This window comes from Catenulispora pinistramenti (assembly GCF_018274385.1).
In the GTDB taxonomy this organism is placed as follows: domain Bacteria; phylum Actinomycetota; class Actinomycetes; order Streptomycetales; family Catenulisporaceae; genus Catenulispora; species Catenulispora pinistramenti.
The window spans coordinates 31,227-53,091 of the sequence record NZ_JAAFYZ010000014.1; the positions used below are offsets into that span (position 1 = coordinate 31,227).

Annotated in this window: 21 protein-coding genes; 9 read left to right on the forward strand and 12 right to left on the reverse strand. The window is 71.6% G+C overall.

Annotated features, from left to right (window positions below; all coding sequences use genetic code 11):
• Nucleotides 1–17 precede the first annotated feature (17 nt).
• The 7 genes from KGQ19_RS06460 to KGQ19_RS06490 all read right to left on the reverse strand — a co-directional run bounded on the left by KGQ19_RS06460 (nt 18) and on the right by KGQ19_RS06490 (nt 7,425).
• A complete protein-coding gene (locus KGQ19_RS06460) occupies nt 18–743 on the reverse strand; it encodes a DUF4191 domain-containing protein (protein WP_212008150.1) in 726 nt (241 codons plus the stop codon).
• Between the two features lie 50 nt (nt 744–793).
• Nucleotides 794–979, reverse strand: a complete 186-nt coding sequence (locus tag KGQ19_RS06465) for a hypothetical protein (protein ID WP_212008151.1) — start codon at nt 977–979, stop codon at nt 794–796.
• A 321-nt stretch (nt 980–1,300) separates the two neighbouring features.
• Nucleotides 1,301–2,254, reverse strand: coding sequence for a lipoyl synthase (gene lipA, locus KGQ19_RS06470; protein WP_212008152.1), 954 nt, complete (start codon nt 2,252–2,254; stop codon nt 1,301–1,303).
• Between the two features lie 97 nt (nt 2,255–2,351).
• Nucleotides 2,352–3,161 (reverse strand): lipoyl(octanoyl) transferase LipB, encoded by an 810-nt coding sequence (lipB, locus tag KGQ19_RS06475; RefSeq protein ID WP_212008153.1) that lies wholly within the window; start codon nt 3,159–3,161, stop codon nt 2,352–2,354.
• A 37-nt stretch (nt 3,162–3,198) separates the two neighbouring features.
• Nucleotides 3,199–4,968, reverse strand: coding sequence for a S1C family serine protease (locus tag KGQ19_RS50900; protein ID WP_212008154.1), 1,770 nt, complete (start codon nt 4,966–4,968; stop codon nt 3,199–3,201).
• A gap of 214 nt (nt 4,969–5,182) precedes the next feature.
• A complete protein-coding gene (locus tag KGQ19_RS06485; RefSeq protein WP_212008155.1) occupies nt 5,183–6,739 on the reverse strand; it encodes a sensor histidine kinase in 1,557 nt (518 codons plus the stop codon).
• Complete coding sequence (locus tag KGQ19_RS06490) at nt 6,736–7,425, reverse strand: response regulator transcription factor (protein WP_015795955.1); 690 nt, start codon at nt 7,423–7,425, stop codon at nt 6,736–6,738. The genes KGQ19_RS06485 and KGQ19_RS06490 overlap by 4 nt, the downstream gene beginning before the upstream one ends.
• Nucleotides 7,426–7,614: 189 nt before the next feature.
• Here KGQ19_RS06490 and KGQ19_RS06495 point away from each other — a divergent pair, with 189 nt between their 5' ends.
• Both KGQ19_RS06495 and KGQ19_RS06500 read left to right on the forward strand, forming a co-directional pair.
• Nucleotides 7,615–9,600 (forward strand): DUF4192 domain-containing protein, encoded by a 1,986-nt coding sequence (locus tag KGQ19_RS06495; protein ID WP_212008156.1) that lies wholly within the window; start codon nt 7,615–7,617, stop codon nt 9,598–9,600.
• Nucleotides 9,597–10,538, forward strand: coding sequence for a hypothetical protein (locus KGQ19_RS06500; protein WP_212008157.1), 942 nt, complete (start codon nt 9,597–9,599; stop codon nt 10,536–10,538). Before KGQ19_RS06495 ends, KGQ19_RS06500 begins: the two co-directional genes overlap by 4 nt.
• Here the strand turns inward: KGQ19_RS06500 and KGQ19_RS06505 are convergent.
• Nucleotides 10,514–11,290, reverse strand: a complete 777-nt coding sequence (locus tag KGQ19_RS06505) for a cytochrome b/b6 domain-containing protein (RefSeq protein WP_212008158.1) — start codon at nt 11,288–11,290, stop codon at nt 10,514–10,516. The two genes, KGQ19_RS06500 and KGQ19_RS06505, sit on opposite strands and share 25 nt — an antisense overlap.
• Nucleotides 11,274–12,026 carry a molybdopterin-dependent oxidoreductase gene (locus KGQ19_RS06510; protein WP_212008198.1) on the reverse strand — a complete coding sequence of 251 codons (753 nt, stop codon included), beginning with the start codon at nt 12,024–12,026 and terminating at the stop codon, nt 11,274–11,276. Before KGQ19_RS06510 ends, KGQ19_RS06505 begins: the two co-directional genes overlap by 17 nt.
• A gap of 151 nt (nt 12,027–12,177) precedes the next feature.
• Here KGQ19_RS06510 and KGQ19_RS06515 point away from each other — a divergent pair, with 151 nt between their 5' ends.
• Together KGQ19_RS06515 and KGQ19_RS06520 are read left to right on the forward strand one after the other, a co-directional pair.
• Nucleotides 12,178–12,882 carry a hypothetical protein gene (locus KGQ19_RS06515; RefSeq protein ID WP_212008159.1) on the forward strand — a complete coding sequence of 235 codons (705 nt, stop codon included), beginning with the start codon at nt 12,178–12,180 and terminating at the stop codon, nt 12,880–12,882.
• Nucleotides 12,883–13,322: 440 nt separating this feature from the next.
• On the forward strand, nt 13,323–14,105 hold the full coding sequence (locus KGQ19_RS06520; protein WP_212008160.1) for an NUDIX hydrolase: 783 nt from the start codon (nt 13,323–13,325) through the stop codon (nt 14,103–14,105).
• A 93-nt stretch (nt 14,106–14,198) separates the two neighbouring features.
• Here KGQ19_RS06520 and KGQ19_RS06525 read toward each other — a convergent pair whose 3' ends face one another.
• Nucleotides 14,199–14,489 carry a hypothetical protein gene (locus KGQ19_RS06525; RefSeq protein ID WP_212008161.1) on the reverse strand — a complete coding sequence of 97 codons (291 nt, stop codon included), beginning with the start codon at nt 14,487–14,489 and terminating at the stop codon, nt 14,199–14,201.
• A 250-nt stretch (nt 14,490–14,739) separates the two neighbouring features.
• Between KGQ19_RS06525 and KGQ19_RS06530 the strand changes: the two genes are divergently transcribed.
• Both KGQ19_RS06530 and KGQ19_RS06535 read left to right on the forward strand, forming a co-directional pair.
• A complete protein-coding gene (locus KGQ19_RS06530; RefSeq protein ID WP_212008162.1) occupies nt 14,740–16,773 on the forward strand; it encodes an ATP-binding cassette domain-containing protein in 2,034 nt (677 codons plus the stop codon).
• Complete coding sequence (locus KGQ19_RS06535) at nt 16,770–17,585, forward strand: hypothetical protein (protein ID WP_212008163.1); 816 nt, start codon at nt 16,770–16,772, stop codon at nt 17,583–17,585. The genes KGQ19_RS06530 and KGQ19_RS06535 overlap by 4 nt, the downstream gene beginning before the upstream one ends.
• A gap of 26 nt (nt 17,586–17,611) precedes the next feature.
• Here the strand turns inward: KGQ19_RS06535 and msrB are convergent, their stop codons facing one another.
• Nucleotides 17,612–18,010 carry a peptide-methionine (R)-S-oxide reductase MsrB gene (gene msrB / locus KGQ19_RS06540; protein ID WP_212008164.1) on the reverse strand — a complete coding sequence of 133 codons (399 nt, stop codon included), beginning with the start codon at nt 18,008–18,010 and terminating at the stop codon, nt 17,612–17,614.
• A gap of 5 nt (nt 18,011–18,015) precedes the next feature.
• Nucleotides 18,016–18,792: a pyrimidine reductase family protein gene (locus tag KGQ19_RS06545; protein ID WP_212008165.1), complete on the reverse strand. Its 777-nt coding sequence runs from the start codon at nt 18,790–18,792 to the stop codon at nt 18,016–18,018.
• Between the two features lie 144 nt (nt 18,793–18,936).
• Here KGQ19_RS06545 and zapE point away from each other — a divergent pair, with 144 nt between their 5' ends.
• The 3 genes from zapE to KGQ19_RS06560 all read left to right on the forward strand — a co-directional run bounded on the left by zapE (nt 18,937) and on the right by KGQ19_RS06560 (nt 21,820).
• On the forward strand, nt 18,937–20,016 hold the full coding sequence (gene zapE, locus KGQ19_RS06550; protein WP_212008166.1) for a cell division protein ZapE: 1,080 nt from the start codon (nt 18,937–18,939) through the stop codon (nt 20,014–20,016).
• A 167-nt stretch (nt 20,017–20,183) separates the two neighbouring features.
• Complete coding sequence (locus tag KGQ19_RS06555) at nt 20,184–21,029, forward strand: polyphosphate kinase 2 family protein (RefSeq protein ID WP_212008167.1); 846 nt, start codon at nt 20,184–20,186, stop codon at nt 21,027–21,029.
• Between the two features lie 86 nt (nt 21,030–21,115).
• Entirely contained in the window at nt 21,116–21,820 is a 705-nt protein-coding gene (locus KGQ19_RS06560; protein WP_212008168.1) for a DUF4232 domain-containing protein, read from the forward strand.
• The last annotated feature ends 45 nt before the right edge of the window (nt 21,821–21,865 follow it).

The following is a 21,865-nucleotide window of genomic DNA, read 5'->3' on the forward strand; positions in this document are numbered from 1 at the left end:
CGCGGGCTTGTGACGATTCAGCGCACCTGGCCGCGCGGCATCTTGCCGTTACGCGGCATCGGGCCCTTCGGGATCGGCATGTTCGGCCCGACGGCCTTGAGCCGGTTCTGGTACTCCTGCACCTGTGCCGGACGCAGGTAGCCCTTGCCGGTGGCCGGCTTGAGCCGCATCACCTTCTTGTTCAGCCGCCCCAGCGGCACCATGCCCTCTTCGTCGCCGGCCACGATGTCCTCGGCGACCAGCGGCACGTCCGGGCCGAACAGCCGGGTCAGGTGCCGGCGCTCCTCGGTGAACAGCGCCTTGAGCCGGTTCGGGTTGCCCTCGCCGACCAGGACGATGCCCGGGCGGCCGAGCACCCGGTGGATCATGTCCTGCTGCCGGTTGAAGCGGACGCCGGGGGTGACGTCCCAGCCCCGGCGCAGCGTGTCCAGCACCGAGGCGGCGGCGCCGGCCTGGTCCTTGATCGAGGAGTAGGCCGCACGCTGGGCCCGCCGCCCGAAGACGATCATCGCGGCCAGTACCGCGACCGGGATGCCGAAGATGCCGTAGAAAAGCGGGGAGCCGAGCGCGAAGCCCAGCGCCACGAACACCACCAGGGCGGCCACGGCCCAGGCGGCCAGGACCAGGGGAAGCTTGGGATCCTCCTTGCGGGTCATCCCGTAGACCTCGCGGATCTGCTTCAGCCGACCCTTTTTCTTGGGCGCATCCCCGTCGGCGGGGGTCTTCGTGGTGTCGCGTGCCATGCCACGCAGGATACGTGGTGCCCGCGCCCGGTGGTAAACCAGTGCGGACGTTATCGGGTCCGCAGGCTCATCGCGGTGAGCGATTCGTGCGCCTCGGCCCGCAGCGCGGCCCGTTCCCGGCCCTCCAGCACGGCGGCGTGGGCGTTGGCCAACGCGCCGCGCTGGCCGCCGGCCCGCAGGACCCGGCGCTCGAACGATAGAAGCATGGTGCGGACGGAGTACGTTGTGGTGCTCATGGCAAGACCTCGACCAGGAGAAAAGAGGGGGGACGTCGGGGGAGCGGAGCCGGTGGCGGTCCACCACCACTGTCAATATTCTTTGTTACAGGGCCTAGTGTGGCCGGTCAAATCGTGGTAACGGGATACGCAATACTGCGGATCCCGTTCCGCCGGCACACAAAACGGCCCCGGTCCGATCTGGACCGGGGCCGTTGTTCGCAGCGTCCTAACAAAGGGGCTGAGTAGCGGTTTTCGAAACCGTCTGAGGTGCGACCAACGTCACGCCGGGACGGCCGACATCATCTCGGATCCACCGACGTTACGCCGGGCGGGCCGACGTCACGCCGGAACGCCGGCCGCGGCCGCCTCGCGCGCCTCGACGGCCTCCTTGTACAGCCGCCCGGCCCGGTACGAGGAGCGGACCAGCGGCCCGGACATGACGCCGAAGCCCATCTCCCGAGCCTCCTCGGCCAGCTCCACGAACTCCTCGGGCTTCACCCAGCGCATCACCGGGTGGTGCCGCGGCGAGGGCCGCAGGTACTGGGTGATGGTGACCAGGTCGCAGCCGGCCTCGCGCAGGTCGGCCAGGGCCTGCGAGATCTCCTCGCGCTCCTCGCCCATGCCCAGGATCAGGTTGGACTTGGTGACCAGGCCGAAGTCGCGGGCCTGGCGGATGACGTCCAGCGAGCGCTCGTAGCGGAAGCCGGGGCGGATCTCCTTGAAGATCCGAGGCACGGTCTCGATGTTGTGCGCCAGCACCTCCGGCCGGCTGCCGAAGACCTCGGCGAGGTGTTCGGGCTTGGCGTGGAAGTCCGGGATCAGCAGTTCGACGCCGCAGCCGGGCAGCATCGCGTGGATCTGGCGGACGGTCTCGGCGTACAGCCAGGAGCCCTCGTCCTCGAGGTCGTCGCGGGCCACGCCGGTGACGGTCGCGTACTTCAGGCCCATGGTCTGCACCGACTCGGCCACGCGCCGCGGCTCGTCGGTGTCGTAGGCCTTGGGCTTGCCGGTGTCGATCTGGCAGAAGTCACAGCGCCGGGTGCACTGGTCGCCGCCGATGAGGAAGGTGGCCTCGCGATCTTCCCAGCACTCGTAGATGTTCGGACAGCCGGCCTCTTCGCACACCGTGTGCAGGCCCTCGCTGCGCACCAGGCTCTTCAGCCCGGTGTACTCCGGACCCATCTTGGCGCGGGTCTTGATCCAGCTGGGTTTCTTCTCGATGGGGACGGCGCTGTTGCGGACCTCAAGCCGGAGCAGCTTGCGGCCTTCGGGTTCTGGGGTGACGGCCGTCACTTCGAGTCTCCTTGCGTCAATCGGATACCGCGTCAGTCGGATACCGCGGAGCGCGTACCGCGCATACCTGTGATTAGCAGCCTACGGGGCGCGCGGGCTATTCCTTCCCGGCGCCGACGAGGCCGTACGCCTCGGAAACCACGTCGTCCAGGTGCCCGGCCACCAGCGGCGCGACCTCCTCGACCGTGATGTCCCGGCCCAGCTCGGCGGACAGCGAGGTGACGCCGGCGTTCCGGATCCCGCAGGGGATGATCTTGTCGAACCAGGCCAGGTCGACATCGCAGTTCATCGAGAAACCGTGCATGGTCACGCCCTTGGCGACCCGCACGCCGATCTGCGCCAGCTTGCGGTCGGCCTTGCGCTGTCCGGCGTTGGACGGCGCGTACTCGGGCCCGGCCAGCCGGGGGTCGAACTCTTCGTCGTCGTCCACCGGCGCGCCGACGGTCTTCAGCCGCAGGTTCAGGCCGCCCAGGTCCTGGCGCTCGATCTCATCGCCCAGGATCCACACGCCGCTGCGGCCGTGGATCCGGGTGGCCTGCGGCAGGCCCAGGTCGGCACAGGTTCGCAGCAGTGCTTCTTCCAGCCGCCGGACGTGGCCCACCACGTCCATCGCCTCCGGCAGCCGCAGGATCGGGTAGCCGACCAGCTGGCCGGGGCCGTGGAAGGTGATGCGGCCGCCGCGGTCGACGTCGATGACCGGGGTGCCGTCGGTGGGTCGCTCCTCGGGGGCGGAGCGGCGTCCGGCCGTGAACACCGGGGGGTGCTCCAGCAGGATCAGGGTGTCGTCGATCTCGTCGGCGACCCGTCGGGCGTGGACCTCGCGCTGGAGATCCCACGCGGCCAGATACGGAACGGCCTCCGCGCCGAAGCCGGCGCGGAGGACCGAGATTCCACGTTCGTCAGACACCCCTCAAGGGTACGCCTGGTTCTTACCGCCCCTGCTGCTACTGGGTCGGGGTGGTCGCCAGCACACCGAGGGTGACGTTGACGGTCGTGGTGGAGCCGTTGCGGGAGTAGGTGATCGGGACGGTGTCGCCCGGCCGGTGCGAGCGCACCGCGGCCGCCACGTCCTGGTAGGAGTACACCAGGCGGTCGCCGATCTTGGTTATCACGTCGCCGGCCTTCAGGCCCGCCTTGTCGGCCGGGGCGCCGGCGGTGACCTGCTCCACCTTGTAGCCGGTCGCGGTGCGGGTGGTGGTGTCGCTCTGGCCGTTCTGCGCCACACCCAGCGACGCGATCTGCGCCGGCTTGCCCTGGGCCAGGGCGTCCACGATGGGCAGCGCCTCGGAGATCGGGATCGCGAAGCCCAGGCCGATGGAGCCGGCCTGCGAGCTGCCGCCGCCCAGACCGCCGGAGCTCTGGTCGTTGGAGGCGATCGCGGAGTTGATGCCGATCACGTTGCCCTCCATGTCCACCAGCGGGCCGCCGGAGTTCCCGGGGTTGATCGCGGCGTCGGTCTGGACCGCGTCCAGGACCACGGTGCTGCCGTTCTCCGCCTGGGTCTCCACCGGCCGGTTCAGGGCACTGACGATGCCGGAGGTGACGGTGCTGGTCAGGCCGAGCGGCGAGCCGATCGCCACCACCTGCTGGCCGACCTGCAGGTTCTTGGAGTCGGCGAAGGAGGCCTTGGTCAGCCCGGAGACGCCGTCGACCTTTATCACCGCGAGGTCGGCCAGCGGCTCGTCGCCGACGATGTGCGCGTTGGCGGTCCGGCCGTCGCTGAAGGTGACGGTGATGGTCGCCGCGCCGCCGCCGCTGCTGCCCCCGCTGTTCCCGCCGCTACCGCCGCTGTTCCCGCCACTGCCACCCCCGAACGGGTTGCCGTTGCCGTTGCCATTGCCGTTCTGGCTGGAGCTGCCGGTGTTCTGGTTCGGGTCGGCGGCGGCGATCACGTGGTTGTTGGTGACGATCAGGCCGTCCGAGCTGTAGATGATGCCCGTGCCCTCGTCGCCGCTGCCGTTGCCTTGGCTGACCTGGATGTCCACCACGCTCGGCATCACGTGCGCGGAGACCTGGGTGACGCTGCCGGGGGTGCTCAGCGCGGTGTTGTTGGTGTTCAGGGGGGAGCGCGAGCTGGAGGCGGCCGTGTCGGAGGAGGAGCTGTTGTTGTCCTTGGCCGCGTAGGTGACCGCGGTGCCGATGCCGCCGCCGATCAGCCCGGCGACCAGGGCCACGGCGACCAGCATCTTGCCGGCGCCGAGCGAGGAGCGCTGGGAGGTGGCGACGGGGGGAGAGTAGGGCGGGAAGGCCGTGCCGTCCGAGGGCGCGGCCCAGTTCGGCGGGGGCGTCGGGCCGGGGCCGAGGTGGCCGCCCAGGCCCGGCTGCGGCGCCTGCTGGCCCGGCGCGCCCTGGCCGAACGCGGCGCCGGGCTGGGTCTGCGGCTGGATCGGGGGCTGCGGCTGGGCCTGGGGCTGCGGTGCCTGCGGGGCCGGGCCCGACTGTGCCTGGTACCCGCCGGCGGCCGGGTCCGGCGGGGCCGGGACCGCGGGCTGGATCAGGGTCGCGTCCGGCTCTCCCGGGACGGGCTGCGACGCCGCGGTCGGCGGGAGCGCGTCCTGCTGCGGGAGCATTGCCTGGGGGTCCTGAGCCCCGGAGCCGCTGGGCGCGGCGGGGTTCGCGCCGAAGCTTGCGCGCACGTCCTGGTCCGCCGCTTCGTTGGCGCCGTTGTCGCCCAGGCCGCCGACGCCGCCTGCGTTGCTCGAGGGTTCGTTCATGAGGAGGAGCTTCGCCTGTTCACCTTAAATGCTGCTGAGACCCGGACAAGAGGTGACCGAAAAAGGAGGGCCGCGTACCCCTGTGTTTCCACAGGTACGGGTCCTGTTGGGTAACGACTTGGGTAACGACCATATGCGGTACTTGCTTTAAGAACGGCATCAGGCGCGTTCGCCCATAGGGGAACGCGCCTGTGAGGTGCCACTCAGGTTCCGCTTAAGAACCCGCTGCCGAGCCGCTGCTAGTCGAGTCGGCGTCCTCGGTCGGCCGCCCGGGGAGCCACAGTCCGAGCAGCGCCCCGCCGCTCGGCGCCCGCGCCGCCGCGACCCGGCCGCCGTGGTTCTCGGCGGCCTGCCGCACGATGGCCAGGCCCAGCCCGGAGCCCGGCATGGTGCGGGCCTCGGTGGAGCGGTAGAAGCGCTCGAAGACGTGCGGCATGTCCTCTTCGGCGATGCCCGGACCCTGGTCCGAGACCTGGAGCAAGCCGTCGGCCAGGCGCACCGTGACGGTCCCGTCCTCCGGGCTCCATTTGCCGGCGTTGTCCAGCAGGTTCGTCACGGCGCGCTCCAGCGCCGCCGGATCGCCTTCCAGGAACCAGGGCTGGAGCTGGATGTCGAACTTCAGTCCCGGGGCCCGCCTGCGGACCCGGTCCACGGCCTGCCGCACCACGTCGCCCAGGTTCACCGGCTCCGGCGCGGCCTGCGGCTTGGCGTCGCGGGAGAGCTCGACCAGGTCGCCGACCAGCACCGAGAGCTCTTCCATCTGGGCCCGGACGTCGGCGATGAGCTCGGACCGGTCGGCGTCGCTGATCCGCGGCGGGCCCGAACCGGGCGCGGCGTGTTCGGACTCGCCGCCGCCGAAGACCTGGGAGAGCAGGTCGATGTTGGTGCGCATCGAGGTCAGCGGGGTGCGCAGCTCGTGGCCGGCGTCGGCGATCAGGCGTCGTTGATGGTCCTGCGAGCGGGCCAGCGCGGTCAGCATGCTGTTGAAGCTGGTGGCCAGCCGGGCCAGCTCGTCGGTGCCCTGGACCTCGATCGGGCGCAGGTCGCCGGTCCGGGCCACGTACTCGGTGGCCTCGGTGAGCCGGTCCACCGGGCGCAGGCCGGCCCGGCCGACGGTGATGCCCGCGCTGCCGGCGACCGCGATGCCGGCGATGCCGACCAGTATGGAGACCAGGCTGAGCCGGCTGAGGGTCTGCTGGGTGTCGTGCATGGACTGCGCGAGCAGGAGGGCCTGGCGGGTCCCGGGGGAGTACTCGCTCGGCGGCACCGGCACGGTGATCGCCCGGGCCTTGGTGCCGTCGCCGAAGACGATGGTCCGGAAGTTGCTGGCGGTCCCGCCGGCCTGCGCGACCGCGACGTCGGCCGGGATCGGCTGCACCGACGGGATGACCGTCGACGGCGCGATGTAGTTGATCACGCCGTCGCTGTCGAAGACCACGACCTCGGTGTCCGTGTACAAGGGCACGTCGAGATTGCCCTTGACCTGGAGCTTGGTCTGGTTGTCCTCCTGGATCTGCACCTCTTTGGCGATCTGGGTGGCGTGGCTGCTCAGCGTGGTGTCCATCTGGCTCAGGATCTGGTTCCGCACCGTCACCCAGCCCGCGATCGAGGCCAGCGCCACGCTCAGCCCCACCGCGACCATCACCAGCGCGGTGATCCGGGTCCGCAGCGGGACGTGCGACATCACCTCCGTGATCTTCGCGCGCAACCGTTCGTAGGGTCCCAGGTGCTCCTCGGATTCCGGGTGTTCAGCAGTGATCAGAGGGTTCACGGTGCCGTCTCACGCAGGGAGTACCCCACCCCGCGGACCGTGTGGATCAGGCGGGGCAGTTCGTCGGCCTCGGTCTTGCGGCGCAGGTAGCCGACGTAGACCTCGAGCGAGTTGGCGGTGGTCGGGAAGTCGTAGCCCCAGACCTCTTCCAGGATCTGGGCCCGGGTCAGGACCTGCCGGGGGTGCCGCATCAGCAGCTCCAGCAGGTTGAACTCGGTGCGGGTCAGGCGCACCGGCTTGCCGGCCCGGGTCACCTCGCGGGTGGCCGGGTCCAGGGTGAGGTCGGCGAAGGCCAGCGGGGCGTCGGACTGGTCGGCCAGGCTGCCCTGGGTGCGGCGCAGCAGCGCGCGCAGCCGGGCCAGCAACTCCTCCAGCGCGAACGGCTTGGGGAGGTAGTCGTCGGCGCCGGCGTCCAGGCCGGCCACCCGGTCCGGGACCGCGTCGCGCGCGGTGAGTAGCAGGACCGGCAGGTCCTCGCCGGCCGAGCGCAGCCGGCGGCAGGTCTCCAGGCCGTCCAGCCGGGGCATCATGACGTCGAGCACGACGGCGTCCGGCCGCCGCTTCGCGATCGCTTCCAGTGCCGCCAGCCCGTCGGCCGCCAGCTCGACCTCGTAGCCGTTGAAGGCCAGCGAGCGGCGCAGCGAGTCCCGGACCGCCTGATCGTCGTCCACCACGAGGATGTGCATGGCCGCATTCTGCCCCTCTCGGTTGAGAAGACGCTGAGATCATGCCGATGTTTTTCCAGACGGCCGCCTTGCCGTCGCGCATGCGGATTAGTCCGTTAGAGGGATACGCGTTATCCACAACCCCGGTTTATCCACAGTCGGTCATGTCTTGGTCGCGCTCCGTACCCGCGAATCGGCACAGTAGCGGTCATGGATCACGACCTCACCTCCGCCCCCGGAGCCGCGGCCCCCGCCGCCGGCCTCCGGCCCGGCGGCCCCGATACCGGCGGCGCCGCATCCGGAGCCGAATCCGGAGCCCAGCGCCCGCCCCGGCCGCGCAGTGCGCGCGGCGGGATCCCGGGCCAGGCCGGCGGCGGCGCGGGTGGCGGGGGCGGTGCGAGTGGAAGTGCTGATGTCGGGAGTGCCGATGTTGGCAGTGCCGATGTCGGCAGTGCCGATGGCGGCACCGCCGACCAGGGAGCGACCGCCGAGGCCGCCGCCGGCCCGGTCAGCACCGTCCGCCTGGCCTCCCCCGGCTCGGTGGTCGCCTCGATCCCGTTCCTGTTCGGCTTCCACCCGGAGAACAGCCTGGTGATCCTGGGCATCAGCCATTCGGCCGAAGGCGGCAGCTTCATCCGGCACGGCGTCCGCATCGACCTGGACCAGGTCCGCGGCCAGGAACGCGGCACCGCCCTGGAACTCGCGGCCCGGCTGCGCGACCAGGATGCTGACATCGCCATCCTGGTCGCCTTCGGCCCGCGCGCCGCGACCGGCGCCAAGGCCCGCCCCGACCACTGCCGCAAACTGATGGCCGCGTTCCGCGCCCAGCTCGAGGCGGCGGCCAGCGAGGAACGCGTCACCGTCGTCGACGCCCTCTACAGCGCCAACGGCCGCTGGTGGTCCTACATGTGCCGCAACAACCGCTGCTGCCCGGCGGCCGGCACCGTGGTCCCGGCCGAGGCCCCCGCCGCTCTGGCCGGCGCCTTCGCGACCCGCGGCCACACGGTCTACGCCAGCCGCGAAGCCCTCGACGCCACCTTGGACCCCTACCCGCCGGAAGCCCTGGCCCGTACCGCCGAGGCCGCCGAACACCTGGACCCCACCTGGTACGACACCGACGCCGGCCTGGCCGACGCCCGCCGTCTGATGGACGTCCTCCTGGCCCGCTGCGGCCCCGACACCGAGCCGGCCACATCCCGCGCCCCCCGAACCGACGGCCCCCGCGCCGGCCGCCGGGGCCTGTCCGACAGCGCCACCACGGCCCTCGCCGGCCGATCGGGCCGCGCGGCTGATGCCGCGGCCTCGTCATCGGATGACGCTTCTGGCGTCGGCGGTTCCGACTCGCAGCCTCATGACGGCTTCAGCGGTTCGGCGGCGAGTCCGTCCTCCCGGTCGGATGCCGATGACGGTCCCGCATCTCCGGGCTCTGCCTTCGGCAGCTCTGCGTTCGACGGCTCTGCGTTTGATGGTTCGGCGTTTGATGGTTCGGCGTTTGATGGTTCTGGCTCCGACAGCTCTCCCGCCGACCAGTCCGAGCCGCGCCCCCCGCACTCCACCGGTGCCGTCATCCCGGCGGCTCGCAACTCCCGCCGGGTCAGCAACCGCATTCCGTCGCTCGCCGGCAAGTCCGAGGGCGTGCCGCTCGGTGCGCTCGCCGAGCCGCCCGGCTCGTTGCTCGCACCGCCGGTCATCACCGACGGCGAGGCGGCCGAGCTGCTGATCGCGCTGCTCAACTGGCGGGTGCGCGACTACCTGGCGTGCGCCGCCGCGACCGTGGACTCCGCCGGGCGGCTGCTGCGCCTCGGCGCCGAGTTGGCCCGGCGCGCGCCCCATCCTGAGCTTCGCCTCGCCCCCTACGCGCTGGCCGCGTGGGCGGCGTGGGCGATCGGCCGGCCCGCCATCGCGCAGTGTGCGGTGGATCGGGCGCTGGCCATTGATTCCGAGTACAAGTTCGCCTCGCTGATCCGCGCCGGCCTGCACCACGCCATCGACGGCGAGGGCGTGCGCGAGTCCGCCGCCAGTACGCGGCGCGACCTGTTCGGCGAGGCCGCCGTCGAATCCGACACCGTCGCCGGTTTCGACAACGGCGCCGGTTTTGACAGTTCAGATCCGGACTCCGCTCCGGCCCCGATCCCTTCTCCCCGCTCCACCGAAAACGTCCCCACCGAATCCGGAACCGATCTGGAGATCCCATGAACCGCATAGAGCAAGTCGCCCCGCCGGCCCCGGCGCAGCAGCCGCAGCCCCGCCTTCCCCGGGCCCTGGCCGACGTTCGGCGTCGAGCCGCACACGCCCTGTTCCAGCCCCGTGCGACGCCGACCCGTACCCGGCGTGGCACCACCGGTCTCGCCGTCGCGATCGCGGTGCTCGCCGTGCCGATGCTGCCGAACCCGGCCCTCGGTGCCGCGTCGACCGGCGCCGATCCGGTCAAGCCCAGCGCACCGCAGGCCCGGCACCACCTGAACCACGACCGCGTCGAGCCCGAGCCGGGCACCATGACCGTCCAAGAATGGGCGGCCTCCGGCTGGACACTCACCGTCCCGGACCACCCGGCCGACATGGGTCTGCTGGGCCACATCCTGGCCACCCGCCACCACGGCCACTACGTCCCGTGGCTCGCCGAGCCTGCCCTCGTGGCCCACGCCAACGCCGGCCCCGGCGTCCCCGCTACCGCGACCGGCGTCCCCGCCAACGGCCGCCGGCCGGTGATCGACGCCTTCCGGGTATCCCACACCAGTCCCCGTGCGGAGGAGCTGTACACCCCAGAGTCGCAGGCTGCTGCCGGCCTGACGTCCGCCCCTGCGGCCCGCTCCCGAACCCTCCCGAACCCGCTGGTCCCGGCCGCGAGACCGGCCAACACCAAGCAGATGCTGGTGGCGGGCAGGCAATCCGCCGATATCCCCGACATCCCCGGCGGCGTCGCGGCCCGATCGTCCGCGCCTCAGTCGCACCAGGCATCGGCCGCGGCCGACCCGTCGGCGTCCCCGTGTCTGCGCGAGGCCTCCGTGGCCGGCAACGACCGCCAGATGGTGGCGCACCTGCACCCGGCCACGGACGCCATGGACGTCGTCGTCACCCACCGCCGCACCCCTTGTACGGCGATGGTCGACTACCTGTCCCAGGCCCGCGCCTGATGGACGGCCCGGCCTTCCTCTCGATCGCGCGCGCCCGCCTCGCCGCGGGCCGCGCGGTCCTCCGCCTCACCCACGGCATCCGGGTCCGGGTCCCCGTCTCCGGACCGGTCCTGCGCCGCCACCTCGGCGGCCCAGGCCGGATGCTCCCGTTGCGCCCAACCCCGCGTGACATATCCAGTGCGCATCCCGATCCGGGCCTGGCGGTCGTTCAGTGCGAACCACACATGACCGATCACCACGAACCCGATCGCCAGCGCCAGCCAGTCGTGCACGAACGTCGCACCGGTCCGGGCCGACACCCCGACCAGGTGCGGAAACCACATCAGGGTCCCGGTCCCGGCCATCACCAGGATCGCCCCGCACTGGAACGCCGCGTTCAGCTTCTGCCCCGCGTTGAACTTGCCGACCGGCAGCGCCAGCTCCCGGGCCCGCTCACGCCGCCAGGCCCGATTCCGCAGCCACTCGCGGTCGGTCTCGCCGTGCCGGTTCAGCCGCCGCACATCTGCCCGGTACGCCCGCGAGAACAGCCCCGCCGCCATCGGGATGGGCAGCGCGAACCCGCAGTACAGATGGATCAACGCCACGACCGGACGGTGCCCGATCCGCACCGACAACGAGGGCAGGTACAGCACCGCCCCGGTGGCGATCAGCACCAGCATCAACGTGGCGGTCGCGCGGTGGACGTACCGTTCGGCGCGCGTGAAGCGCTCGATGCGCCGCCGGACGGCGCCGGCCTCAGCCGGTCGGGACATCGCCGTTCCTCCCGTTGGACTTCCCGACCCAGGCGTCGATGTCATAGCCGTAGCCTTCCCAGTAGCCGGGATGGACCGCGTCCACCACCTGGATCTCCTGGAGCCACTTGATGCTCTTGTACCCGTACATCGGCGCCGCGTAGAGCCGCACCGGCCCGCCGTGCTCATGGCTCACCGGCCCGCCGAGCATCTTCAGCGCCACCAGCATGTCCGGGTTCTGGGCCTGGTCCAGCGTCAACGACTCGGTATAGGTCCCGTCGAAGGAGACGAACCGCAACGCCTTCGCCGAACTCTGCACCCCGGCCAGCGCCAACATGTCGCTCAGCCGAACCCCGCTCCACGGCACCTTCGGCACCCGCCACCCGGTGACGCACTGGAAGTCCCGCACCATGTCGATCTGCGGAAGCGCCGCCAGATCGGTCAGCGAGTAGTGCTGCGGCCGGTCCACCAGGCCGGTGACGGACAGCCGGTAGGTGTTCGGATCCGGCGTCGGGACGCTCCCGGTCACCGTGTAGATGCGGAACTGGTTCCCCAGGGGGAGCAGGTTCGTCAGCCCGGTCGGATCGTGCGCCGCGACGTCGGCCAGGAACCGCTGGACGGCGGACCCGCCGAGCACGCCCATCGCACCCAGCCCCACCACCCCGAACACCACACGTCGCCCGACCGGCCGCCCCTCCCGATCAGACCGGCCAGGCCCGTCACCGCTCCCGCTCGCACCACCGCGGGCAGCGTCCATTGCCTCTGCCACAGGCCCATCACATCACCGCAGGTCATGCTGCACCAGCAAACAGGAGGGAGGTTCCTTGGTTCGTAATAATTGGAACCGAGCGAAGCCGGTCATGTGTCTTCCCCTCCAACCCCGAGAATCGCAGCCTGGAGGACACCGAGTGACTGAGCCGATGCCTTGCCGGACCGACCGGGCCCCGTTCGACCGACTCTTCGCCGAGGGGGCGGCCGCGGTGGCCGACGGCTCGCACCGGATCGAGGTGCCGCCCGGTGGCGGTAGCCGGCGGTGGGGTGTGTCGGCGCTGCTCCGGCCCGATCCCGGGGCGGAGGCGTCGCTGGCGGAGTTGGCCCGCGAAGCCGCGGTGGTCGCCGGTGACGGTCACTGGCTGACCGGTGCCGTGGGCAACTCGCACCTGACGATGCGTGCCCTCGAGTACCCGCGTGCCGACATCCGGGACGACGATCCGTGTGTCGCGCGCTACGCCAAGGCCCTGAGCGTGGCGTCGGCCGGCGTACCGCCTCTGGCGTTCGACATCTTCGGCCTGACGCTGACCCCGTTGTCGGTGATGGCGTGCGCGCTCCCGGTCGATGACGCCCCGGACCGGCTCTCAGCGGCCTACGCCGCCGCGCTCGGCGACGACGCCTGGCTGGAGGACGGGATCGGGCTCAAGCGCGACATCTGGTATCTCAACATCCTGCACTTCGCCGCCCCGGTCGGTGATCCCCGGGCCCTGATCGACTGGGTCGCCGACCGGCGCGACCTGACCCCGATCCCGCTGCGCGCCACCGAGGTCGAGATCGCCACCTGGCGTTTCACCGGGAGTGCCATGAAGCCGCTGCGGTTAGCCGCGTCGGTGCTTCGGTGAGCCGATCATGCCCCGGAGGGCTTCGGCATGCGCCCAGGCCGGGCGTCCGGGTCCGGTGATGTGCGACCAGGGCTGGTCCGGGTGCAGGCCCAGGCGCCGGAGCTGGTCCGCGCGGAGCTTGATCGAGAACGTGCCGTGCCAGTGTCCGTCGTCACGGACTCCGCAGTACAGGTCGATGCGGACGTCGGCGAGGTCGAACGGGAACCAGTCGATGCCGCGGTCGATCAGTCAAAGGGCGACGGCGCGCACGGGTGCCGGGCAGCCCGGCAGGTTCTCGTAGCCGATCACTGTGATCCACGCAGGATCCTCATTCGCCATATGACGATCGTATTCGTTGGACTCGTGCGGATCCGGTGATTAACCGGGGTGCCCACCTGCCATGATCTGGTTGGCCGGCCCCAGTTCTCGTCACCCTGACGACATCACGCTACGATGGTCCAATGCCACAGGACCTCGACCCGGACTACGACCCGACCGACTATCCGCCGTTCGCGGTGACCGTGGATCTGGTCGTGCTGACCGTGGCCGAGCAGGGGCTGAGTGTCCTGGCCGTGCGGCGGGGGGAGCCGCCCTTCGCGGACCGCTGGGCGTTGCCCGGCGGGTTCGTGAAGCCCGACGAGAGTCTGGGCGACGCCGCGGTGCGGGAGCTGGCCGAGGAGACCGGGCTGGGGCTGGAGGTCGCCGGGCAGGATTCGCAGGGCGTGCCCGACCACGGCGTGCACCTGGAGCAGCTGGCCAGCTACGGCACCCCGGACCGGGACCCGCGGATGCGGGTGGTGTCGGTGGCGTATCTGGCGCTCGCGCCGCTGACCTCGCTGCAGGAGGGTTCTGAGGGGCCGTTCCCGGCGGCCGGGGGTGACGCGCGGGCGGCGGAGTGGCTGCCGGTCGTCAAGCTGCCCGGTTCGGAGGGGCTGGCCTTCGACCACGCGCGGATCCTGGCCGACGGGATCGAGCGGGCCAGGTCGAAGATCGAGTACTCGTCGCTGGCCGCGGCGTTCTGCCCGCCGGAGTTCACCGTGGGGGAGCTGCGCAACGTCTACGAGGCGGTGTGGGGCGTGCAGCTCGATCCGCGGAACTTCCATCGGAAGGTGACCGGGACACCGGGCTTCCTGGTGCCGACCGGCGGCACCACCTCGCGGCAGGGTGGCCGGCCGGCGCAGCTGTTCCGGCGGGGGAGCGCGACGTTGCTGAACCCGCCGATGCTGCGGCCGTCCGGAGACTGAGCGGTCTGAAGAGGGAGACTGAGCGGTCTGAAGAGACTGAGCGGTCTGAACCGGTGGAACCGAGCCGGTGGACTGACCGAACCGGACCCCGGCTCAGGTCTCCCCGCCCAGATCCACGACGTAGGCCTCGTAGACCAGGTCGTTCCCGCGCTGGCAGTGCCGGTTGAGCCGGCGGGCCAGGTCGGCCAGCTGCTTGTCGGCCATGCCCGCGAGGTCGCACTGCACGGCGCGCAGTTCGGCGTGCTCGCGGATCAGGTTCTGGACGGCGAAGGTCAGGCGCGGGTCGGCGGCGACGATCTCGGCGTACAGCCCGTGTTCGCCTTCGGTCGCGGCCAGGTGTTCGGCGATGGCGGCGGAAAGGGGTACGGCGGGTGCGAGGTCCATTGCAGACCTCCTCGCGAGTGGGGGGTTCCTCTCATGGTGCGCATGCCCGAGGGGGGTTGTCCAGAAGCTGGCGGTAGGCAAGCTGCTGCGACACTTCATCACTCTTCACGGTGATTTCCCCCGGTCCCGTGAGTGATCACGGCTACCGTAGCGGACAGCGATGTCGCGGACGGTGATCAATCACTGGACACCGGCTGCCGGACCGCCCGGCGCCGCGCGGCGGGTCGGGCCCGGAGCAAGAGGAGTCGCGGTGATCGAGGCGATCGAGCTGACCAGCACCCGCCGATCCCGCGGCGCGGGCGGTGGTCCCGTGGAGAAGGTCTCGTTCGATGTCTACCCGGGCCAGGTCACAGCCCTGCTCGGGGCCCCGGGTACGGGAAAGTCCACAGTCCTGCGCCTGATGGTCGAGCTCGAGGCCGGCGGCGGCCGCACCCTGTTCGGCGGCCGTCCCTACCGGGCCCTGCGGCCCGCGGTCCGCGAGGTGGGCCTGGCCCTGAACCCCGACGCCGTCCACCCCGGCCGCACCGTGCAGGCCCACCTGCAGCTCTACTCGGCCGGCGGCGGCGTCCCCAAGGCCCGCGTCGCCGAGGTCCTGGAGGTCGCGGGCCTGTCCACGCAGGCCACGGTCCGCTGCGGCCGCCTCGACCCGGGCCAGCGCCAGCGCCTGGCCATCGCCGCGGCCCTGCTCGGCGACCCCGCGGCCCTGATCCTGGACGAGCCCCGGGCCCTGGACAGCCACGGCATGTCCTGGTTCCACGCCCTGATCCGCGCCTACGCCGCCCAGGGCCGCACCGTCCTGGTCGCGGCCACCGACCCCGACACCCTGTCCGGCACCGCCGACCACGTCGTCGTCCTCCGCCGCGACGAGCAGGACGGCGTCAGCCGGGTCATCGCCAGCCGCTCCGCCGCCGAGGTCTTCGACGAAAGCCGCGCCACCGTCGTCCAGGTCCGCAGCCCCCAGGCCGCACGCCTGGCCGCGGCCCTGGAATCCGAAGGCGCCGCCCTGGCCGCCGCCGGCCCCGGCGCCCTCCAGGTCCGCGGCCTGGACCGGGCCCGCATCGGCGAGATCGCCCACGTCACCGGCATCTGCTTGCACGAACTCAGCGAGATCGGCCAGGACGACGACGTCTTCGGCCTGCGCCCGGTCCCGCGCCAGAAGGAGCTCCTGCCCGGCCTCAACCGCACCACCGCCTGGCACTCGGGGGTGCGGGTGGTCGCGGAGGAGATCGAAGAGGCGGAGCTGGTCGAGGCGCAGGTGCCGGCAGCCGCCGCCCGCGAGGAGCTGGTCGGGGCGCTGGCCGGGGCCGCTACTGCGATGGCTGAGCCGCAGGTGCAGGTGGCTGGCGTTCGCGAGGAGCTGGTCGGAGCGCACGCCGCTACTGCGATGGCAGAGCCGCGGGTGTCGGTAGCTGGCGTTCGCGAGGAGCTGGTCGGGGCGCACGCCGCTACTGCGACGGCTGAGCTGCAGGCGCCGGTGGTTGGTGCTCGCGAGGAGCTGGTCCGGGCACAGGCCGGGGCTGGCGTCGCGGCGGCTGAGCGGCAGGAGGCTGAGGCTGGCGAGGCGGCACGGAATGGTGCTGGCGGGCGGTCTTCGGGGAGCTCGCATGCTGAGCCGCGTGAATCGGTCGCGGCTGTTGAGGTGTCGCTGCCGCAAGGGCTGGCGGCTGAGACCAGCCAGGCGAGCCAGGGCATTGGCGTGTGGCCAGCGCAGCAGCGGGAGTCTGCAGGCGCTGTCGACGCTGAGCATGAGTTGGCACAAACCGGAGTGTGGCCATCGCAGGGCTCGGTCGCTGAGCCGCGTGAGTCGGCGGCGACCACACCCGCAGACCTGTCAGCGACTCATGTCAGCGAGGCGCCCAAACCGTTCGCCGGCTCGTGGCGTTCCCAGGGCTCGGTTGCCCATTCACGCTGGTCGGCCGCCCAACCCAAGAAGGCCGACACCGCCGGCGCCAGCTCCGAATCGCCGCACCGCAGCAGCCCGTTCGGCCTTCGGCGGGGTCGCAACAAAGCCGAGTCGCAGCCTCCTGTGTCGCCGCTCGAACCTCCCGCAGCCCTTGGCCAGCCCGCCGTGCCGTTCACCGTCGCGACCGCGACCGTCGAGCCCGCCGCCGAGGCGAGCGACGGCATGACCCCGTGGCGCGCCGTCGCGGCGCGGGCGTCGCAGGGCCAGCAGACAGCCGGCCAGCAGACAGCCGGTCAGCAAGCACCAGGCCAGCAAGCACCAGGCCAGCAGCACCCTCCGGTCGCGGAGGCGGCCCCGGCAGAGCAGGATGCTTCCGCATGATCGCCGCGTTCCGTTACGAACTTCGCCGGTTGGGGAGCCTGCGGGCCACTCGGCGGGTGCCGGGGGGTGCGGCCGTCGTGGCCGCCGCGTTCGGGGTGGCGGCCGCGTTGGCGGTGTCGGCGGGTGCCTCGGAGCGGATCGTCGCCTTGTTGCGGCTGGCGGGGACGTTGCCCGCGTTGGCCGCCGCCGTCGTGATCGGCGCGGCCTCCTCGGGGCATGAGCGGCACCACGAGATGCGTTACGTGACCCTTGCCGTGGTGCCCCGGCGGGCGTGGCTGACGGTCGCCAAGGCCACGCTGACCGCGCTCCTGTCCGCCCTCACCGGTGCGCTGGTCGCCCTGTCCGCCGCCCTCGGCTACGCCCTCGCGCTGGCGTGGGCCTACGCCGGCGACCGCACGCTGATCCCCGACGGCGCCGCCGCCGACCCCGTGCTCCAGGGTGTGGCGCCGGCGGCCGCGGCGGCGCTGGCGGCCGGGCTGTTCGGTTTGGCCATCGGGTGGCTGACCGCCTGGTACCGGGTGTCGGTCGCGGTGGCCGTGGCGGTCGTGGCGCTGGCCGTGCCGGTGGCCGCCGGCCGGCTGCTGACCGGGATGCCCGGCGTCGCCAAGGCCCTGACCGGCGCCGAGCAGTCCCTGCGGGACACCCCCGTGCTGTCCTCGCTGCTCAACCCCCGCGTGCTGACCGCGTGGCCGCCGCTGAAGTCGGGGGTGCACCCGCTCCCGCCGACGTCCCTCGCGGCCACCGCCCTGCTGGCGACGGTGGCCCTGCTCGGCATCGCCGCGGGTGCCATGCGGTGGCAGCGCGGCGAGTGAGGGCGAGACGGACGGCCGGATGAGGATCAGGCCTCGTCCAGCTTCAAGCTCACCGAGTTGATGCAGTAGCGCTGCCCGCCGTGGTCCACCGGACCGTCGTCGAACACGTGCCCCAGATGCGATCCGCAAGCCGCGCAGCGCACCTCGGTCCGCACCATCCCGTGGCTCGTGTCCTGGAGCAGCGTCACCGCGTCGCCCTCGCCGGGCTCGTAGAACGACGGCCACCCGCAGTGTGAGTCGTACTTCGCCTGCGACCGGAACAACGGCGCGTCACAAGCGCGACAGTGGTACGTCCCCTCTGTGTGCGTGGACACGTACTCCCCGCTCCACGGCCGCTCCGTCCCGGCCTCGCGCAGCACCGTGAACTCCATCGGCGTCAGCAACGACCGCCACTCCGTCTCGCTCTTCTCCACCTTCTCGACCATGTGACTCACCCTTCCTTACCGGAACCGGCTGCGGAACCGTGTGTTCCTCCGACTAGATAACGCGCGAAGAGGAACCCGTCTTCCGTGAGCAGGCTGTGCAGTATCAGCGGTAACCCCTCCGTAAGGTCCGGCCCGGCCAGGATCCGCATCGAGTCCCCGCCGCGCAGCTGCGGCGCCACCGACAGGCACAGCTCGTCCAGCTTCCCGGCCGCCGCCAGCTGCCCGAGCAGGTGCGGCCCGCCCTCGCACAGGATCCGCCCCAGCCCGCGCTCGGCCAGCCGCTCCACGGCCAGCGCCAGGTCGACCTGGCCGGTCCCGGCCGCGATCACCTCGGCCCCGGCCTCGGCGGCGGCGTCGATGCGGTCCTGCGGGGCGTCGGTGGCGGTGAGCACGATGGTCGGGACCGCGGGGGAGGTGAACAGCGGCTGCGACCAGTCCAGGTCCATGGCGCGGGAGACCACGGCGATGGCCGCGGTCGGGGCCTGACCCGCGGCGGCGCGGGCGGCCTGGTACTGCTCCCGCACCCGCGTCGGGCGGTACTGCTCGGCGCGCACGGTACCGGCGCCGACCAGCACCACGTCCGCCAGCGCCCGCAGCACCCCGAAGATCCGCTTGTCCGCCTCGCCGGAGATGCCCTCGGACTTGCCGCCGGCGGTCGCGGCGCCGTCGACGGTGGCGACCATGTTGGCCCGCACCCAGCGCGGGGCGCCCGCCGGGTAGGCGTAGACCTCCGCCAGGTCGACCTGGCGGTTGCGGGGCGGGGGTGGCAGCAGCTGATACATGGGTCCAGCGAATCACACCAGGAGACTTCTGACACGCGCGGCACATCCACCCGTCGCACAAGGCTTTGTGACCGGCTTCACATGTGATCAACTACACCCCTCACATGGTCCTGGACACCCGCTCCGGCCTGCGACATTGGAAGTGTGCCGACGTCTGCTCCGATAGTCTCCGCGAATGCCGCGACCCTCGTCGGCCGCCGGCCCGAAGTCGGTGCGGACCGGCTGGTCGCCGACCTGGTCCCGCCGCCGCGTTTCGACCAGGTGCGGTTCTCCAGCTACCTGCCGAACCCAGCCGAGCCCAGCCAGACCGCGGCCCGCGACCGGTTGCAGGCCTTCGCCGCGACCGTGGGCGCCGCGCCGAAGAAGAGCGGCGGGCTGTTCCGGAAGAAGGCTCCCGCGACCGGCGCGATCGGCGTCTACCTCGACGGCGGTTTCGGCGTCGGCAAGACCCACCTGCTGGCCTCGCTCTGGCACGAGTCCCCGGCCCCGCGTGAGAAGAAGGCGTACGGCACCTTCGTCGAGTACACCAGCCTGGTCGGCGCCCTCGGCTTCAACGCCGCGGTGGAGCGGCTGTCGGATTTCGCCCTGGTCTGCATCGACGAGTTCGAACTCGACGACCCCGGCGACACCGTCCTGGTCTCCACCCTGCTCACCCGGCTGTCCGACCGCGGCGTGAAGCTGGCCGCGACCTCCAACACGCTGCCGGACAAGCTCGGCGAGGGCCGGTTCGCGGCCGCCGACTTCCTGCGCGAGATCCAGGCCCTGTCCGCGCGCTTCGAAGTGATCCGCGTGGACGGCCCCGACTACCGGCACCGCGACCTGCCGACGCCGCCCGCCCCGGTCGCCGAGGACGTCGTGCTCCGCACCGCGGACGAGCTCCCCGGCGCCACCCTGGACTCCTTCGACGGCCTGACCCACGAGTTGGCCGCGGTCCACCCCAGCCGCTACGGCGCCCTGATAGACGGCGTCAGCGCGGTCGGGCTCACCGGCGTCCGGCCGCTGGACGACCAGAACGTCGCCCTGCGCCTGGTGGTCCTGATAGACCGGCTCTACGACCGCAAGGTCCCGGTGGTCGCCTCCGGCACGCCGCTCGGCGACCTGTTCACGCCTGAGTTGCTGCGCGGCGGCTACCGCAAGAAGTACCTGCGCGCGGTCTCCCGCATCACCGCGCTGGCCCGGGACGGCGCGGCGCTGGCCCTGGCGCACGACCCGGCCCACGCCTGACTGACCTTGCCGTCGGCTGACACAGCTTGCCGCCTGGCCCAGCCCGCCGCCTGACCAGCCCGCAACTCGTCCCCGCGGCCGTCCCGCTCGCCGTCCCACCTATCCCGCGAGCGCCGGAACGGCTCCCATGACGTGCGAACCGGTAGCCCGGATGGCAGGCTTCCTTCATGGCGAAGTCCTACACGCACCTGCTGCGGGCCCCCGATTCCCCGGTCAAGCTGTCCAAGCTGGCGTCCGACGCGCACCCCGGCGTGGACTCGAAATCCGAGGCGCTGCAGAAGCTGCCGAAACTCGCGGCGCGCCTGGCGGACTTGCAGGAGCGGCTGTTCGCACAGTCCCGGGGCGGCACCGAGCCGGCCCGCCAGAGCCTGTTGCTGGTGTTGCAGGGCATGGACACCTCGGGCAAGGGCGGCACAGTCAAGCACGTGGCCGGCGTCATGGACCCCGGCGGCCTGCACATCACCTCCTTCAAGGCCCCGACCAAGGAGGAGCTGTCCCACGACTTCCTGTGGCGGATCCGCAAGGCTCTGCCGAAGCCCGGCGTGGTCGGGGTCTTCGACCGCAGCCACTACGAGGACGTCCTCATCGTCCGGGTCCGCGACCTGGTCCCGCGCGAGCAGTGGGAGCTGCGCTACGGCCTGATCAACGAGTTCGAGCAGGAACTCGCCGACCAGGGCACGACCGTGGTCAAGTGCTTCCTGCACATCAGCCGCGACACCCAGAAGGAACGGCTGCTGGCCCGCCTGGACGATCCCACCAAGCTGTGGAAGTACAGCACCAACGACGTCGCCGAGCGCAAGCTCTGGCCGGCGTACAAAGAGGCGTATCAGGCCGCGTTGAACCTGACTTCGACCGAGACAGCGCCCTGGTACGTGATCCCGGCCGACCGCAAGTGGTACCGGAACTTCGCCATCACCAACCTGTTGGTGGAGACGCTGGAGCGGCTGGATCCGAAATGGCCGCCGGCCGGGTACGACATCGAGGAGGAGAAGCAGCGCGTGCTCGCTTCCTGATTCGAACGCAGTCTCAACACGGATTTGTGATCGAGGGGCGCCCTCTGACAGGTTGATTTGATCATCGTCTTGTCAGGAGTGGAGCAATGAGGACTACGCGATCCGCCGCCGCCGCGGCCGTGTTCGCCGCCGTTTTGCTGGCGGGGGCCTGTTCGAGCAGCACGAAGTCCACGGCCGCCGCCGGAGCGCCGGCGCAGACGACCTCCTCGGCCGCCGCGCCGGTGACCGTGACGTCCACCGTGACCTCGGCCCCGGGGTCCGCCTCGGGCTCCTCGTCCGGCGGCGGGCAGTCCACTGCGGTCCCGTCGAGCGCGGGCTCGTCCCCGGCCACTGCCCCGGGCAGCGCTTCCGGGTCGGCGTGCCAGGCCTCGAATCTCAAGGTCACCATCATCCACGGCACCGACGCCGACCCGGACCCGAGCAAGACCAACGACCCGGCGACCGTCTCGTTCCAGAACACCGGCCAGAGCACCTGCACCATGCAGGGCCACGCGCAGGTCGACCTGGTCTCGACCTCCGGCATGGACTGGCCGCTGGAGGACCAGTCCGGCACCACCCCGAAGCTCACGCTGGCGCCCGGCACCAGCGCGCTGGCGAGCCTGTACGTGCTCTCGCACACCGACGGCGCCGGCACCAACGGCTTCCAGGTGAAGTCGGCCGTCATCATCCCGCCGGACACCAAGACCCCGACGACCGTCCCGTGGCCGTGGACCTGGGCCCTGGAGGACCAGTCCGCCGCGACTCACCCGGGCACGTTCATCGGCGCGGTGAACCAGACCGCCTCCAGCTGACCGGCGACCGGCGACCGGCGATCGCTGACCGCAGAGCGGTCGTTA